Annotated in this window: 11 protein-coding genes; 3 read left to right on the top strand and 8 right to left on the bottom strand. The window is 73.6% G+C overall.

Annotation, left to right across the window (positions count from 1 at the left end; genetic code table 11):
• Nucleotides 1-283 precede the first annotated feature (283 nt).
• Together AC1DQC_RS00790 and AC1DQC_RS00785 are read left to right on the top strand one after the other, a co-directional pair.
• On the top strand, nt 284-1,966 hold the full coding sequence (locus AC1DQC_RS00790) for an HNH endonuclease signature motif containing protein (protein ID WP_477049324.1): 1,683 nt from the start codon (nt 284-286) through the stop codon (nt 1,964-1,966).
• A gap of 182 nt (nt 1,967-2,148) precedes the next feature.
• Complete coding sequence (locus tag AC1DQC_RS00785; RefSeq protein ID WP_477049323.1) at nt 2,149-2,499, top strand: MmcQ/YjbR family DNA-binding protein; 351 nt, start codon at nt 2,149-2,151, stop codon at nt 2,497-2,499.
• 60 nt (nt 2,500-2,559) lie between these two features.
• Here the strand turns inward: AC1DQC_RS00785 and AC1DQC_RS00780 are convergent, their stop codons facing one another.
• Together AC1DQC_RS00780 and AC1DQC_RS00775 are read right to left on the bottom strand one after the other, a co-directional pair.
• A complete protein-coding gene (locus tag AC1DQC_RS00780) occupies nt 2,560-2,901 on the bottom strand; it encodes a YnfA family protein (protein ID WP_477049322.1) in 342 nt (113 codons plus the stop codon).
• Between the two features lie 33 nt (nt 2,902-2,934).
• Entirely contained in the window at nt 2,935-4,053 is a 1,119-nt protein-coding gene (locus AC1DQC_RS00775) for an LLM class flavin-dependent oxidoreductase (protein ID WP_477049321.1), read from the bottom strand.
• 141 nt (nt 4,054-4,194) lie between these two features.
• On the opposite strand from AC1DQC_RS00775, the gene AC1DQC_RS00770 reads away from it, so the two are divergent.
• On the top strand, nt 4,195-5,490 hold the full coding sequence (locus AC1DQC_RS00770; protein WP_477049320.1) for an alpha-amylase family protein: 1,296 nt from the start codon (nt 4,195-4,197) through the stop codon (nt 5,488-5,490).
• A 92-nt stretch (nt 5,491-5,582) separates the two neighbouring features.
• Here the strand turns inward: AC1DQC_RS00770 and AC1DQC_RS00765 are convergent, their stop codons facing one another.
• The 6 genes from AC1DQC_RS00765 to AC1DQC_RS00740 all read right to left on the bottom strand — a co-directional run bounded on the left by AC1DQC_RS00765 (nt 5,583) and on the right by AC1DQC_RS00740 (nt 13,909).
• Nucleotides 5,583-7,616, bottom strand: coding sequence for a glycosyl hydrolase family 28-related protein (locus AC1DQC_RS00765; protein WP_477049319.1), 2,034 nt, complete (start codon nt 7,614-7,616; stop codon nt 5,583-5,585).
• Between the two features lie 217 nt (nt 7,617-7,833).
• Nucleotides 7,834-9,312, bottom strand: coding sequence for a glycosyltransferase family 39 protein (locus tag AC1DQC_RS00760; protein ID WP_477049318.1), 1,479 nt, complete (start codon nt 9,310-9,312; stop codon nt 7,834-7,836).
• 20 nt (nt 9,313-9,332) lie between these two features.
• Nucleotides 9,333-10,826: an outer membrane protein assembly factor BamB family protein gene (locus AC1DQC_RS00755; protein ID WP_477049317.1), complete on the bottom strand. Its 1,494-nt coding sequence runs from the start codon at nt 10,824-10,826 to the stop codon at nt 9,333-9,335.
• Between the two features lie 21 nt (nt 10,827-10,847).
• Nucleotides 10,848-12,302, bottom strand: a complete 1,455-nt coding sequence (locus tag AC1DQC_RS00750; protein WP_477049316.1) for an outer membrane protein assembly factor BamB family protein — start codon at nt 12,300-12,302, stop codon at nt 10,848-10,850.
• Nucleotides 12,303-12,311: 9 nt separating this feature from the next.
• Nucleotides 12,312-13,574, bottom strand: a complete 1,263-nt coding sequence (locus AC1DQC_RS00745; RefSeq protein ID WP_477049315.1) for an RNA polymerase sigma factor — start codon at nt 13,572-13,574, stop codon at nt 12,312-12,314.
• Nucleotides 13,571-13,909: a YciI family protein gene (locus AC1DQC_RS00740; RefSeq protein WP_477049314.1), complete on the bottom strand. Its 339-nt coding sequence runs from the start codon at nt 13,907-13,909 to the stop codon at nt 13,571-13,573. Before AC1DQC_RS00740 ends, AC1DQC_RS00745 begins: the two co-directional genes overlap by 4 nt.
• Nucleotides 13,910-14,025: the final 116 nt, after the last annotated feature.

Below are 14,025 nucleotides of genomic sequence, written 5' to 3'. Positions count from 1 at the left end.
GAAGAGCTTCACGGGTCGGGCGGCACCCACTCGCCGGCCGCTTCCCGTACCCGCCCGGGCTCTGGCCGCGCTCGCCCCGTGCGCATCGCGCACGACCGGTCGCCGTTGTCGGGCAGGAACGCCGTCGGTCCTGGCGACTCGTCAGCGCTCTGGCGGGCCTCCGTCCCTGGAACACCGGCCCGTCCGTCGTGGTCAGCGGCGCTTGTCAGTGGTCGCTCGTACACTTGTTCGATAGCGGGTCCCGGCGGTTGGGCTCTTGGGACGGATGAAGGAGGTGGCGACGGTGACGGCGGTTCTGGAGGATCGCGCGGTCCATGCCCGGGCTGCGGACGCGCCTCGCCTCGTCGCCTTCGAACCGGTCGCCGGTGACGTTTCGGCACCAGTTGCGACTCCAGTCTCTGGCTCGAATCGTGCCCCTGGCCGCTTCCCGGCCGCTGTCTTCGCCTCCACCTTTGGTTGGCCTTCTCCTGCGGCTGGTGCACCGTCTGGCCCAGTAGCCGCCGAGTCCTTTGCTACTGCCGCACCTATCGATTCACCGGTGCCATCGCCGGCGTTGGTGTGGGCGGACTCGGGTCACGGTTCGCGCCCGAACGCGGCACCGGTGCCCGGCCCGGCCGTGCGGGTGGTTGATCTCGGTTGGGTCGAGGAGTTCCCACTGCCCGACGTCGATGTGGCTTCGTTGGTGGGGATGCTGACGGCAGTGCCGGTCGCGGATGTTTCGGGTGCGGCGCTGGTCAACGCGGTGGCGGCATCGCAGCAGGCGATCAACATGCTGCAGTCGGTGCAGGCCACGTTCGTGCGCGAGCTCGGCGCACGGACCCCGGATGCGTTGCGGCACGTCCCGGATGAGCTGGGGTGTGCGTTGGTGTGCACGCGGCAGGCGGGGCAGAACCTGTTCCTGCGTGCCTGGGGCACCGACCAGCACCCCACCCTGGGCGACGCCTGGAGGGTCGGGGCGATCGAGGCGCGCAAGATCGACGTCATCCTCGAGGAAATCAGCAAGGCCGGCACCGGGATCGACGCGGGTGAGCGCGACGCGGTGATCGACGACGCGGTCGCCAAGTCGCGCGAGATGACGGTGCCGCAGCTGACCCGGCACGTGCGCGCCACCCTGATCGCACTCAACCCCGACCTCGCCGAGAAGCGACGAGTCGCCGAACGCGAACGCCGCTCGGTGTTCCTGGACCTGGCCCCCGACGCGATGGCACGGCTGATCGCCTACCTGCCCGCCGCCGAAGCGACCGCCGCGTACACCGCGATCGACGCCCTGGCCGGCACCAGTGCCGTGGACGGGGACGAGCGCACCATCGATCAGCGGCGCGCGGACGCGTTCAGCGACGTGTTCCTGGGCATCCTGGACCGGCAGTCCACCCCGGACGGCACCCCGCTACCCACCAAGCACGGGCAGCGGGTCGCCCTGCAGGTGAACGTGGCCGCCTCCACCCTGCTCGGGCTGGATGACGCCCCCGGGTTCCTGGGCTCTTATGGGCCGATCCCCGCCCAGCTGGCCCGCGAGCTGGCCCAGGACGGCACCTGGCGGCGCGTCCTGACCGACCCCACCGGACAGGTCTGCTCGGTGGGCACCGACACCTACCGGCCCGGAGCGGACCTGACCCGCACCATCCAAGCCCGCGACGTGACCTGCACCTTCCCCGGCTGCCGGCAACCCGCCACCCGGTGCGAGATCGACCACCGCATCCCCTACGACCAGCACAGACCACCCGGCGGGCATGACCCGCAGACGTGCGAGGCGAACCTGCACGCGTTGTGCAAGCACCACCACCAAGCCAAGACCGACGGCTGGTGGAACGTCACCTACAACCGCACCACCGGGGTGTCCACCTGGACCGACCGACACGGATTGACCTACGCCCGCCACCCCGTCCCCATCTACGTCGACCCCTCCGCCTACAAACACCGGCCAGCCACACCACCACGGCCCGACCTCGGCGACCCACCCTTCTAGCGACCGACGGACTCAGGCCAGGCCCGGCCCGGCGCGCGATCGGTATCCCCCCGCGTCCCGACCTCGGGTTCGACCGTTCCCCACCACGGACGTCCGAAGTCGGTCATGCCGGCGGTCACAGCCGAGCGGCGGCCGTGAAAGTCCTGCCGAACGATGTCCGCGACAGCCACGAGGATGGGCAGATGGACGAGAACGACGCGCGGCGGTCGGCGCTCGAGCTGCCCGAGGTGTCGGAGCGGCAGAGCTGGGGTCGGCCGGCGTGGTTCCACCGCAACCTCGTCGCGCGGATGTGGGACGACGACCGGCTCACGGTCCGGGTCGAGGACGACGGGGAGCGGCTCGCGCTGGTGGAGCAGGATCCCGCGCTGTACTCGACGACCGATCATCACGCCGGCACCAACCTCGTGCTGATCTCGCTCGACGCCGTGGACGGCGAGACGTTGCGGGCTCACCTGGTCGAGTCGTGGTGGTGGGCGGCTCCGCCCGTGCTGCGTCGGAGGCACCCGCGCCTCGGGCCACCGGCAGAGACGTGACCGGGAGAGACCTGACCGAGCGACGGGATCGGCGGGGCGCCAGCGCTCAGGCGTCGGCGCTCAGGCGTCGGCGGGGCGCGGGCCGTACATGATCAGCGCGACCCCGAGCAGACACACGAGCGCGCCAGTGACGTCCCAGCGGTCGGGCTTGAAGTCGTCGGCGACCATGCCCCAGGCCAGCGACCCTACGACGAAGACGCCGCCATACGCGGCGAGGATGCGACCGAAGTGCGCGTCGGGCTGGAGGGTGGCGACGAAGCCGTACAACCCCAGCGCGACGACGCCGGCGCCGATCCATGCCCAGCCACGATTCTCGCGGACGCCCTGCCAGATGAGCCATGCGCCGCCGATCTCGAGGAGCGCGGCGGCGATGAACAGCACGATCGACCGGGTGACGGTCATCGGTCCTCCTGGAGGCTGGGGCGTGGCCCGAAACTACCCGTCGACCAGGCTCGGGGTGAGCGCGGGGACGCGGGCGGCGAACCTCGGGAGGACCTCCTCGCCGACGCGGTAGGCCTCCTCGACGTGCGGCCAGCCCGAGAGGATGAACTCGTCGAAGCCGACGTCGGCGAGCTCGTGGAGCCTGTCGGCGATCTCGTCGTGGCTGCCGACCAGGGCGGTGCCGGCACCCTCGCGCAGCAGTCCGATGCCGGCCCAGAGGTTCGGGCCGACCTGCTGCTCGCGGGCCTCCAGCCCGAGCCCGCGGGTGAGCGCAGTCATGCGCGCCTGACCGACGGACTCCATCGTGCCGAACCGGGCCTGGGCGGCTGCGCGCGCGTCGGGGTCCATGCCGGCGAGCAGGCGGTCGGCCTCGGCCCACGCCTCGTCGGCGGTGTCCCGGGCGATCACGTGCAGCCGGACACCGAATCGAGGTGTGCGGCCGAGCAGGGCGGCGGCGGCTCGCACGCGCGTCAGGCGTTCGACCAGGGCGGGCACGGGCTCTCCCCAGGCCAGGTAGACGTCGGCGTACCGGGCGGCGACGGCCTCGGCGGCCGGGGACGCGCCGCCGAAGTACACGGCCGGTCGCGGCGCCTCGAGCGACGGGAAGCCACCGCCCACCACGTCGTAGTGGGCGCCGTGGTGCTCGAGCGGCGACGGCCCCCACAGTCCGCGGAAGACCGACAGGAACTCGCCGGTCCGGGAGTACCGCTCGTCGTGGCTGAGGGTGTCGCCGTACGCGAGCTGCTCGGCCGGGTCGCCGCCGGTGACGATGTTGACGGCGAGCCGCCCGCCGGAGAGCCGCTGGAAGGTCGCTGCCTGCTGCGCGGCGAGGGTCGGCAGGAGGAACCCGGGCCGGAACGCCACGAGGAACCGCAGGCGCTCGGTGAGCGGCAGCAGCGCCGCGGTCGTGATCCAGGCGTCCTCGCAGGCCGCCCCGGTCGGGGTGAGCACGGCGTCGAACCCCGACTGCTCGGCTGCGCGCGCGATCTGCCCGAGGTAGGCGAGCGACGCGGGTCGGGTCAGCACGCGCTTGGCGACGCCCGCGGCTGCGACCACGTTCGCGACGTGCCGGCCGTCGCCGTTGGTGGGCAGGAACCAGTGGAAGGAGGTCATGTCAGCCTGTCTCGGGTCGCAGGTGGGGCCACCGGAGTGTGCGAACGGCGGTGGCGCGCGGCAAGGCCCAGACGACGCCGTCTCACCGGTCGGACGCCGGCGGAGGGCGCCGGCGCGAGCCATGGCGCCTAGGGTCGGAGCATGAGCGGCACAGAGCCGGAGTGGGTTCGGCACGCGATCTGGTGGCACGTCTACCCGCTCGGCGCGGTCGGCGCGTTCCCGGCACCGGGTGGGCCGCCGGGGCCGGACGAGCACCGCCTCCGGCGCCTGGTCGCGTGGCTCGACCACGTGGTCGCGCTCGGCGCGTCTGGCATCGTGCTCGGGCCGATCTTCGCGTCGACCACGCACGGGTACGACACCGTCGACCACCTGCGCATCGACCCGCGGCTCGGCGACGACAGCGACTTCGACGAGCTCGTCGCCCAGGCGCACCGGCGCGGGCTGCGGGTGCTGCTCGACGGGGTGTTCAACCACGTCGGCCGGGACTCGGCGATCGCGCGGCGGTCGGTGGACGCCCTCGAGGGCCGCTCGGACGACGAGGTGTGGCTGCTGCGGGACGCCGACGGAGGGTTCGTCGGCTTCGAGGGTCACGACGCCCTCGTCACGCTGGACCACGCGCACCCGCAGGTCGTCGACTACGTGGTGCGCGTGATGACGCACTGGCTGGGCCGCGGCGCCGACGGGTGGCGGCTCGACGCCGCCTACGCGGTGCCGACGACGTTCTGGGCCCAGGCGCTCCCCCGCGTGCGCGGCAAGCACCCGGACGCGTGGTTCGTCGCGGAGGTGATCCACGGCGACTACCCGGCGTTCGTGGCGGACTCGACGGTCGACTCGGTGACGCAGTACGAGCTCTGGAAGGCGGTGTGGAGCTCCCTCAACGACGCCAACCTGTGGGAGCTGGCGTGGTCGCTGACCCGGCACGACGAGTTCCTGGAGTCGTTCGTGCCGTTGACGTTCGTCGGCAACCACGACGTCACGCGGCTCGCCAGCATGGTCGAGGACGCGCGGCACCGGGCCCACGCCGTCGTGGTGCTGTGCACGGTGGGCGGCACGCCCGCCATCTACGCGGGCGACGAGCTGGGCTTCACGGGCGTCAAGGAGGAGCGCGAGGGAGGCGACGACGCCGTGCGGCCCGAGCTCGCGGCCGACGGGCCGGGCCTCGTCGAGAACCCCGTCCTGCGGCTGCACCAGGACCTCATCGGCCTGCGCCGTCGGCACGCGTGGCTCCATCGCGCGCGCACGACCCAGGTCACGCTGACCAACACGACGTTCGTCTACGAGGCCCGCGACGGGGACGACGCCCTCCTGGTGGCGCTCAACCTGGACGACGCACCGCTCGCGATGCCCGGCGGGACCCTCGTCGCCTGCGACGACGCGACCCGGGGCGACCCGGGGTCCGTGGCGCCGCACGGGTGGGCGGTGGTCGAGCCCGGCTGAGCCGGCGTCAGCAGGACGGACGGGAAGGGCGACGCACCGGTACCCCACCGGCACGCCGCCCTTCCCTCACCGCACCCCCGGCGGTGGTCCTGCTACCAGGTGGACGGTGCCGGCGGCACGACCACCGGCGGCCGGTCGTCGCAGGTGATCGTGTTGGGCAGCTCCCACGGCGCGAACCACGGGCCCGTGGTGCCGCCGCCGTCGTTGCCACCGAGGTCCACCGACGACCACTCGGAGCCGGCCGGGGTGAAGTGGAACGACCCGCAGTTGTTGATGCCGACGGCACCGACGTTGCGCGCGTCCACGTTCTCGAAGGTGGCGGACCCGGCGGCCCGCGCGCTGAGCACCGAGGTGCCGGTGCCGTCGACGCGGACGTCCTTGAAGTGGACGTTCGTCACCGAGTACAGGTCCTTCACCGGCCAGTCCGCGACGACCATGATCGCGTTGTAGGTGTTGTCGAGGAAGTGGTCGCCGACCACCTGGATGTCCGCATCGATGTTCTTCTCGAGCGCGAAGAACCAGATCGCCCCGAGCCCGATGTTCCAGTTGAGCTCGAACGTGCCCGCGCGGACCGTGGTGTTGTCGGTGATCCAGAGGTGCCCGGTGAACGGCTCGGCGCCGAACCGGGACCCCACCTGGATGCCGGAACCCTCGCGGATCGGGTCGGCGACGAGGTTGCCGACGACCGTGTTGTCGGTGCCGCCGTAGATCGCGATGCCGTTGGCGAGCGTGGGCGTCTGGACCGTGTTGTGGTCGAACGTGTTCCCGGAGTTGGTGGTCTTCTCAGCCCACATGGCGAGGCCGTCGTCACCGGTGTTCCGCACGACGTTGTTGGTCGCCGACGAGTTCGTGACGCCCGTGTGGAAGTTGAGCCCGTCGGCGATCTGGTCGACGATCACGGTGTTCTTCACGACGAGGTCGTTCATCGGGCCGTCCACCCACACGCCGACCTTGGTGTGCTGGATGTAGAGGCCGTCGATCGTCGAGTCGCTCAGCGCGCCGCCGATGCCGTTGACCTGGTCGGTGTCGATGCGCTCCCGCACGTCGCCCTGGATGGCGAAGCCGGACAGGTGCACGTTGTGGCTGCCGCCGACCGACGCGTCCTTGCCGTAGAAGCCGACGCCCGTGTGGACCGAGCCGTCCGGCGCAGGCGTCGCCAGCGCGACCTCCTTGCCGCGGATGATCGTGTACCAGGACCCGGCGCCCTCGATCGTGACGTCGTCGACGACGATGTGCCGGTTGACCTGGTAGACGCCCGGCGGCACGTACACCGGCAGGCCCTTCTTCTGCGCGAAGGCGATGGCCTTGTCGAAGGCGTCTGCCGAGTCGCGACGCCCGAGCGGGTCGGCCCCGAACAGGAGCGCGTTCGCGGCCTTGAGCCGGACGTGCGGCAGGCCCACCACCTCGGAGTCGAGCAGGTCGATCGCCGTCCACGCGGCGGCGGTGCCGACCGGCGCCGTGAGCCGGACCGTGGCGCCGGCGGGGTACGTACGACCGAGCAGCAGGCGCTGCTCGTCGTAGAAGTGCATGGGCCGGAACGGCGTGGTGATCGTGGGCGTAGGCGTGGTGGCCGCCGGCACGCAACCGCACTCGGTGATCCACCAGTCGGGGTGCAGCAGGCCCGCGTTCGGGTCGTTGCTGAACGGGTACTGGTTGTACAGCCACGAGTACTGCGAGGTGAGCGTCATCGACCGCTTCCCGGCGCCGTCGACCGTGACGTCGAGCGGGGCCGTGAGGCCGCCGCCGGTCGCGGAGTCGGGGATCGAGTAGCGGACGGTCAGGGCGTTGGCGGCCTTCGGCAGCGTGAACTCCACGTACTGCCCGGGCGCGAGCTTCACCGCCGAGCGGCCCGACGCCTCCGCGGGCAGGGTGTACGCGGTCCGGTCGGGGCCGACGACCGTGCCGTTGGTGACCGCCTTCTCCGCCTCCTGCTCGAGGAAGCCGACGGACGCGCCGCGGCCGGCGACCAGCGACGGGTCGAGTGCCGCCCGGGTGACGGGGGTCGGCGTGGGGGCCGGGGTGCGCCCGTGGGCCGAGGCCGCGCCGCCGGTGCCGACGACGACCGCCAGGGCCAGCACGACGGCGATGGATCGGTGCGGTGCAGACCGCACGACTGTGTTCCTCACGGGAGCGCCTCCTTGCGCAGCCGGGACGGCGCCGGGGTGACAGGGGGCCACGGCGCCGCATGGACGGGACACACCGTACGGACTGGACAATCGCGACGACAAGAGCGGATGGGATAAAGCAAGAACTTACGCGCTGCGACGCAAGAGACGACTATCCGAGGACGGCCAGGACCGGTCCACACGTCAGGAAGTCGGAGCAACTCCCCGGACGGAGCAGTCACGCGTCCAGGTGGGTGACCTCGTCCCAGACCTCGCCCCACGAGCCGCGCGGTCCGTCGCAGACCTGCACGAGCCGGCCCTGCTCCTCGTTGTCGACGTCGACGCCGTTGTCGATCACGGCCACCGGCCGGCACCCGACGGCCCAGTCCGGCGCCTGCGCGTACCCGACGAGCACCACGGGCCCGTCGACCGCCGTCGGCGGACCCCAGTCGGCGTACCCGTTGTGACCGCTCGCGACGGGCACGTCGGAGCCGTACCACTCGAGCGCACCGGCCTCGCCGTAGTTCGCGGTGACCACCAGCGTCGCGTCGTTCGCGTCCACCGCCTCACCGACGGTGGCCGCCAGGGCGGGCCAGCCGATCATCTCCAGCTGGTCGTCGTTGAGGTCGGCGTACACCGACTGGCCGAACGCGCGCTGCGGCAGCAGCGGCAGTGCCGTGGGCCAGGCGACCATCGCGCCCAGGGCGAGGATGACGCCGGCGTTGACCATCCCCCGCGCGCTCCGTCGCGACTCCAGCCCGCACGCCCCCGCCGCCAGCAGCACCGGCACCGCACCGACCACGTAGTACGCCTTGCCGCCCGTCACCAGGAACACGACGACGAGCACGAGGAACGCCCAGCCGAGCGGACGCGCGCGGACCAGCGACGGCACGCGCAGCAGACGCACGAGGCCGTAGACCCACAGTGCGGCGGCGACCGGGGAGAACTGCACCAGCAGCAGCCCGACGAACTCCAGCCGCGGCCCGAGCCCGGAGTACTCGTCGCGGATGTCCGCGGCTAGCGTGAGCTGCGGCCACCCGTGCGTCGCCTGCCAGACGAGGTTCGGCAGCCAGATCAGCAGCGCGATGCCGGCGCCCGCCCAGGCCCACGGCGAGCGCAGGTGGTGCCGGACCTCGGGCGTGAGCGCGATGCCCACGACGATCGCCGCGAGCAGGAACAGCACCAGGTTCTTGTCCAGGAGCGCCACCCCCGCGAGCAGCCCGACCACCAGCCACCCGCGGGGCGCGTCCCGGCCCAGGGTGCGCAGCACCACGTAGACGATCGCGACCCAGAACAGGGTGTCGATCGTCGTGGTCGACAGGAAGTGGCCCACGGTCACGACGACCACGCCGGTCCCGGTCGCGACGACCGTCAGCAGCTGGGCGCCGACCCTGCCGCCCAGCTCGCGCGCGGTGAGCGCCGCGAGCACGACCACTCCGGCGGCCGCGAGCGCGCTCGGCAGGTGCAGGACCACCACCGAGCCGGGCGCGACCACGTCGGTCAGGCGCGCGATGAGCGGCGTCAACGGCGGCTGGTCGGGGTAGCCCCAGGCGAGGCGCCGACCCGCGGCCACGAAGTAGAGCTCGTCGCGGTGGGGTCCGTAGCGCCCGGACAGGGCGACGAGGACCGCGAGCAGCACGCCCGCGGCCCCGAGCACCCACGGCCAGGCCACAGCAGGGAGGTCGCCGCGACGCCGGCCGACGTCGGCGACGGCCACGAGGGGAGCGTAGCGAAGCGCTACTCGAGCACCGAGACCTCCTCGGTCGCGCTCGACCACCCCAGGAGCAGCCCCTGGTACATCTGCACGTCCGTGACACCCGGCGGGTACGGGATGCGATCCACCTCGGCGCCGGTCTCGAAGTCGTAGGTGACCAGCCGGCCGCCGTCCGTCTCGCCGGACGCCGAGGTGGACGGCACCAGCACGTGCCGGCCGTCGGTGGCCAGGGCGCCGGGACCGACCGCGGCGGGGGTCGTCCACACGATCCTGCCGGTGCGTCCGTCGAGCGCGACCAGCGACGTCGCGTCGCCGAGATAGACGCGGCCACGGACCACGAGGGCGTCCTCGCCGGGCTGGACGTCCGCGCTCCATCGCTCGCGCCCGGTCTCCTGGTCCCACGCGTGCAGCTGGCCCAGGGCCGTGAGCATCAGGCCAGGCACACTGCCGTCGTCGACGCTGATCCGCAGCAGCCGGCCGTCGAGCACCCGGTCACGGTCGGGGTCGCCGTCGGCGGAGATGAGGGTCGTGGTGCCCACGTCGCCCGTGCTGGCGTAGGTGGCGAGGGCGAGCTCACCGGTGGCCGGATCGACGCCGATGCTCCCGTCGCGGCCGCCGGCGCGCAGCCCGTCGCGGACCACGGCCCCCGCCGCCGACAGGAGCGTGAGGGTGCCGCCGTTGCCGAACGCCACGACGTCGCCGGCGGTGAAGAACGTCCAGAAGTGTTCGTTCATCGCGTCGGCGGTCGCCGTCGGGTCCTCGGCCCACGGCTCCGTGTAGCGCCAGCGCTCCGCGCCGGTGGTGGAATCGTGCGCGACGATCTCGACCCCGGTCTCGGCGTCGCGGTGGCCGACGACCAGCAGACCCGCGACCACGGCGAGCTCCGCGCCGTCCTCGGCGGGCCAGTCCGCCAGCACGTGCCCGTCGCGGGTGTCGACGACCGTGACGCGTGTGGTCGTGGGCCCGACCACGTCCTGCGTGCCCTCCTCGGTGATGCGCAGGAACCCGTCGGTGACCAGGCACGCGGCGAACGCGGCCGCCTCCCCCGCGGGTGCGCCCGCCACGCAGGTCCCGCCGTACACGGCGCTGGCGGGCTTCGCGCGCTCCGCGTCCGGCCCGAGCAGCGGCGTGGACCACACGGTCGTCCCCGTCCGCTCGTCGACGGCGGTCAGGGCCTGCGACCCGTCCGCGGCGACGACCAGGCTGGCCGACGCCTTCCCCGTGTCGATGCCGCCCCACAGCGACGTCGCGTCCTGCTGGGCCAGGCGGCGCACCACGTGCAACGAGTCCCCGAGCGGCGGGAGCACACCCGGCACGCGGGAGAGGCGGGCGACCTCGGCGGCGTCCCGCTGGTCGACCACCCACTGGGTCCCCGCCAGCGCCAGCACGGCGACGACGGCCACACCCCCGGCCCACCGGCGCCAGCGCCGCACCCGCGGCGCCGACGGCTCGGGCGGCTCGTCGTCGGCGGCGCCGTCCAGGAGGTCGACCTCCCGCATACCGCCGCCGCGCGTCATCTCGGGACTCTACCGACGCCGTCAGCCGAGGACGACGACCCGGCCGTCGTCGCCCCAGCCGAGCAGCAGGTGCCCGACCGCGACGCTGGAGCGCAGGCCGCCGGGGAACGGGACCCGCCACACGGCGTGCCCGTCGTCGAGGTCGAGCGCGACCAGCTCGCTGCGCGGGCCGCCGACCACCGGCTGGTCGGCCACCACCAGGTGCTCGCCGTCCGTCGCCAGGAAGCCGGGCACGTTGCCCTCGGTCGTCGCGCCGCGCCAGGCGACCTCGCCCGTGCGCCCGTCGAGCGCGACGACGCCGTTCTGCGTGCTCAGGTAGACCCGCCCGCCCAGCACGAGGGCGTTGACGGAGGCGACGACGTCCGTCTTCCAGCGCCGCTCGCCCGTGTCGGCGTCCCACGCGCGCAGGGACACGTCGGACGTGAGCACCAGGCCGGGCACGCTGCCGTCGTCGACCGTGAGGGGGAGCATGCCCCCGGGCAGATCCACGTCCCCGTGGCCCCGCTGCACCAGGGTCGACCGCAGCGCACCGGACCCGCTGCTGGTCAGCAGCGCGACGCGACCGCCGACCGGATCGACGACGAAGTCCGCGTCCCCCGGCTGGCCGGCACGCAGGACGCGACCCGACGGCGACAGCACGGCCGCCGTCCAGCCCGGCACGGCGACGCCGACCACACCACCGGCCGCGAACAGCCGCGTGGAACCCGAGAAGGAGCGCCGGTCGGGGCCGGGTGCCGGCGGCCCGTACGTCCAGCGGACCGCGCCGGTGAGCAGGTCGCGGCCCGTGACGCCGGCGTCGGGGACGCTCACCACGGCGAGCCCGGGCAGCACCGCGAGGGCCGTCGCGCCGGGCGCGTCCGTGTCCGCGACGACGTGGCCGTCCGCCGTGTCCAGCACGACCACGCGCGTGGCCGTCGCGGGCTTGCGGGTCTCGACGCCCTCGTCCCCGTACTGCACGAAGCCGTCGCTCACCAGGCAGGCTGCCTGCAGCGGCGGCCCTTCGGGGGGCGGCACCGCGACGCACGTGCCCGCCGTGCTGCGGTCCAGCGACCGCGCGCGCGCCTGGTCGGGTCCGATCAGCGGGGTGGAGAACCGCTGCTCCCCCGTGCGCGGGTCGATGCCGACGAACGCCTGCGACCCGTCGTCGGCGACGGCCAGCCCGACCACGGCACCTCCGGCGTCCACGCCCTGCAGGAGAACCGCCTGCTCCGTCGGGTCGGGCCGCCACAGCACGCCGACGTCGGCATCGACCGGCCGCACGACGCCCGGAGTCGCCGCGAGCCGCTCCTGGGCTGCGCGCTCGCGGGCGTCCAGGGCCGTCTGGGTCAGGACGAGCGCGGCGACCAGGGCAGCAGCACCGCCGGCGACCGGCAGCCCCCAGCGGCGGCGGCGGCGGCCCCGTCGACCGGCGTCGGCGACTGGCTCGACGACCGCTGCCTCGTCCAGCTCGACGTGCTGCATCGCCGTGCGCGACATGGCCGCACGCTAACCCCGCGCCGCGTCGGCGGCGCGCCGAGAGCGGGTGAGAGCGGCCAGGGCGCCGAGCCTGCGCTCCAGGAACGACCGCTCCGCCTGGTTGGTGGTGCGCGCGAGCGCCTCGCGGTAGGCGTCGGAGGCCTCGTCCGCGCGGCCGAGCCGGCGCAGGAGGTCGGCCCGGACGGCCGGCACGAGCGGGTGGTCGGGGACGTCCGCGAGCGCGTCGAGCCCGGCCTGGGGGCCGCGCGCCATCCCGACGGCGACCGCCCGGTTGACGAGCGCCGCGGGCGACGGCAGCACCGCGACGAGCTCGTCGTAGAGGCCGAGGATCCGCGGCCAGTCGGTGTCCGCGGCCGTCGCCGCGGTCGCGTGACAGGCCGCAATCAGCGCCTGCAGCTGGTACGGGCCGACGCGCTCGGCGCGCAGCGCTCGCCGGAGCTCGGCGAGCCCCTCCGCGATCGCGTCCGCGTCCCACGCCGACCGGTCCTGGTCCTCGAGCGGGACGAGGACGCCGTCGTCGTCGGCGCGGGCCGATGCACGCGAGTGCTGCAGCAGCAGGAGCGCCCGCAGGCCGGCGGCTTCCGGGTCGTCCGGCGCCAGCTCGGTCACCAGCCGCGCGAGGTCGAGGGCCTCGTGACACAGGTCCACGCGGACCAGGTGCGGGCCGCTCGTGGCGGCGTAGCCCTCCGTGAACAGCAGGTACAGCACCGCGAGGACCGCCGGGGTGCGGGACGGCAGCTGGGCTCTCGACGGCACGCGGTACGGCAGGCCGGCGACGGCGATCTTGTGCTTGGTGCGGACCAGCCGCTTCGCCATGGTCGGCTCCGGCACGCCGAACAGCCGGGCGATCTCGGCCGTGGTCAGCCCGCAGAGCGTCCGCAGCGCCAGCTCGACCCGCGACGAGAGCGCGAGCGCGGGGTGGCAGCACGTGAACAGCAGGCGGAGGCGTTCGTCGGCGATCCCGCTGTCCACGGCGTCGAGATCGAGGCCCAGCGGCTCGCCCGTCTCCGCCAGCGCCCTGAGCTTGTCGGCGCCCACCCGCTCGCGCCGGATGCGGTCGACCGCGCGGTTGCGCGCCGTGGTGGTGAGCCACGCGCGCGGCACGTCGGGGATGCCGTCGCGCCGCCACGTCCGCAGCGCCGCGGCGAAGGCGTCCTGCGTGCACTCCTCCGCCAGGTCCCAGTCACCGGTGAGCCGGATGAGCGTGGCGACGAGGCGCCCCCAGTCCCGCGCGAAGGTGTCCGCCAGGACTCGCTCGACGTCGTCCGTCACGAGACGCGCACCGGCCTGACCTCCACCTGCCCGATCGCAGCCGCCGGGTGGGCCGCGGCGATCGCGATCGCCTCGTCGAGGTCGGCGCAGTCGACGACGGCGAGCCCGCCCACCTGCTCGCGCCCCTCGGCGAACGGCCCGTCGGTGAGCAGGACCTCGCCGTCCCGCAGGCGCACCGTCGTCGCGGTCGCGCTGTCGTGCAGGCCGACGTGCGCCCGCAGCACCCCACGCCGCTCCAGGTCCGTGATCCAGGCGTCGAACGTGCCGAAGCCCCCGTCCCGCATGCGGGCCTGGGCGGTCTCCTCGTCGGCGCTGATGAGCAGCAGGTACTCCATGACGTCTCCCTCTGTCGGGCGGTTCCTCTCTGGACGAGCGGGACGGGCGACGATGGACAGCATCGCGCCACGTGTCCATCGGTGGCGACCGCCTTCGTCCTGCTGGTGACATCCAC

This window comes from Cellulomonas sp. P4_H12 (assembly GCF_056400905.1).
The sequence above is the reverse complement of the archived record's forward strand: the minus strand, read 5'-3'. Positions and strand labels throughout refer to the sequence as shown.

Coding starts and splice junctions, on each gene's coding strand:
- AC1DQC_RS00770 (WP_477049320.1), top strand. CDS start 4,195: ATGAGCGGCACAGAGCCGGAGTGGGTTCGGCACGCGATCTGGTGGCAC.
- AC1DQC_RS00750 (WP_477049316.1), bottom strand. CDS start 12,302: ATGTCGCGCACGGCGATGCAGCACGTCGAGCTGGACGAGGCAGCGGTC.
- AC1DQC_RS00740 (WP_477049314.1), bottom strand. CDS start 13,909: ATGGAGTACCTGCTGCTCATCAGCGCCGACGAGGAGACCGCCCAGGCC.
- AC1DQC_RS00775 (WP_477049321.1), bottom strand. CDS start 4,053: ATGACCTCCTTCCACTGGTTCCTGCCCACCAACGGCGACGGCCGGCAC.
- AC1DQC_RS00785 (WP_477049323.1), top strand. CDS start 2,149: ATGGACGAGAACGACGCGCGGCGGTCGGCGCTCGAGCTGCCCGAGGTG.
- AC1DQC_RS00755 (WP_477049317.1), bottom strand. CDS start 10,826: ATGACGCGCGGCGGCGGTATGCGGGAGGTCGACCTCCTGGACGGCGCC.
- AC1DQC_RS00780 (WP_477049322.1), bottom strand. CDS start 2,901: ATGACCGTCACCCGGTCGATCGTGCTGTTCATCGCCGCCGCGCTCCTC.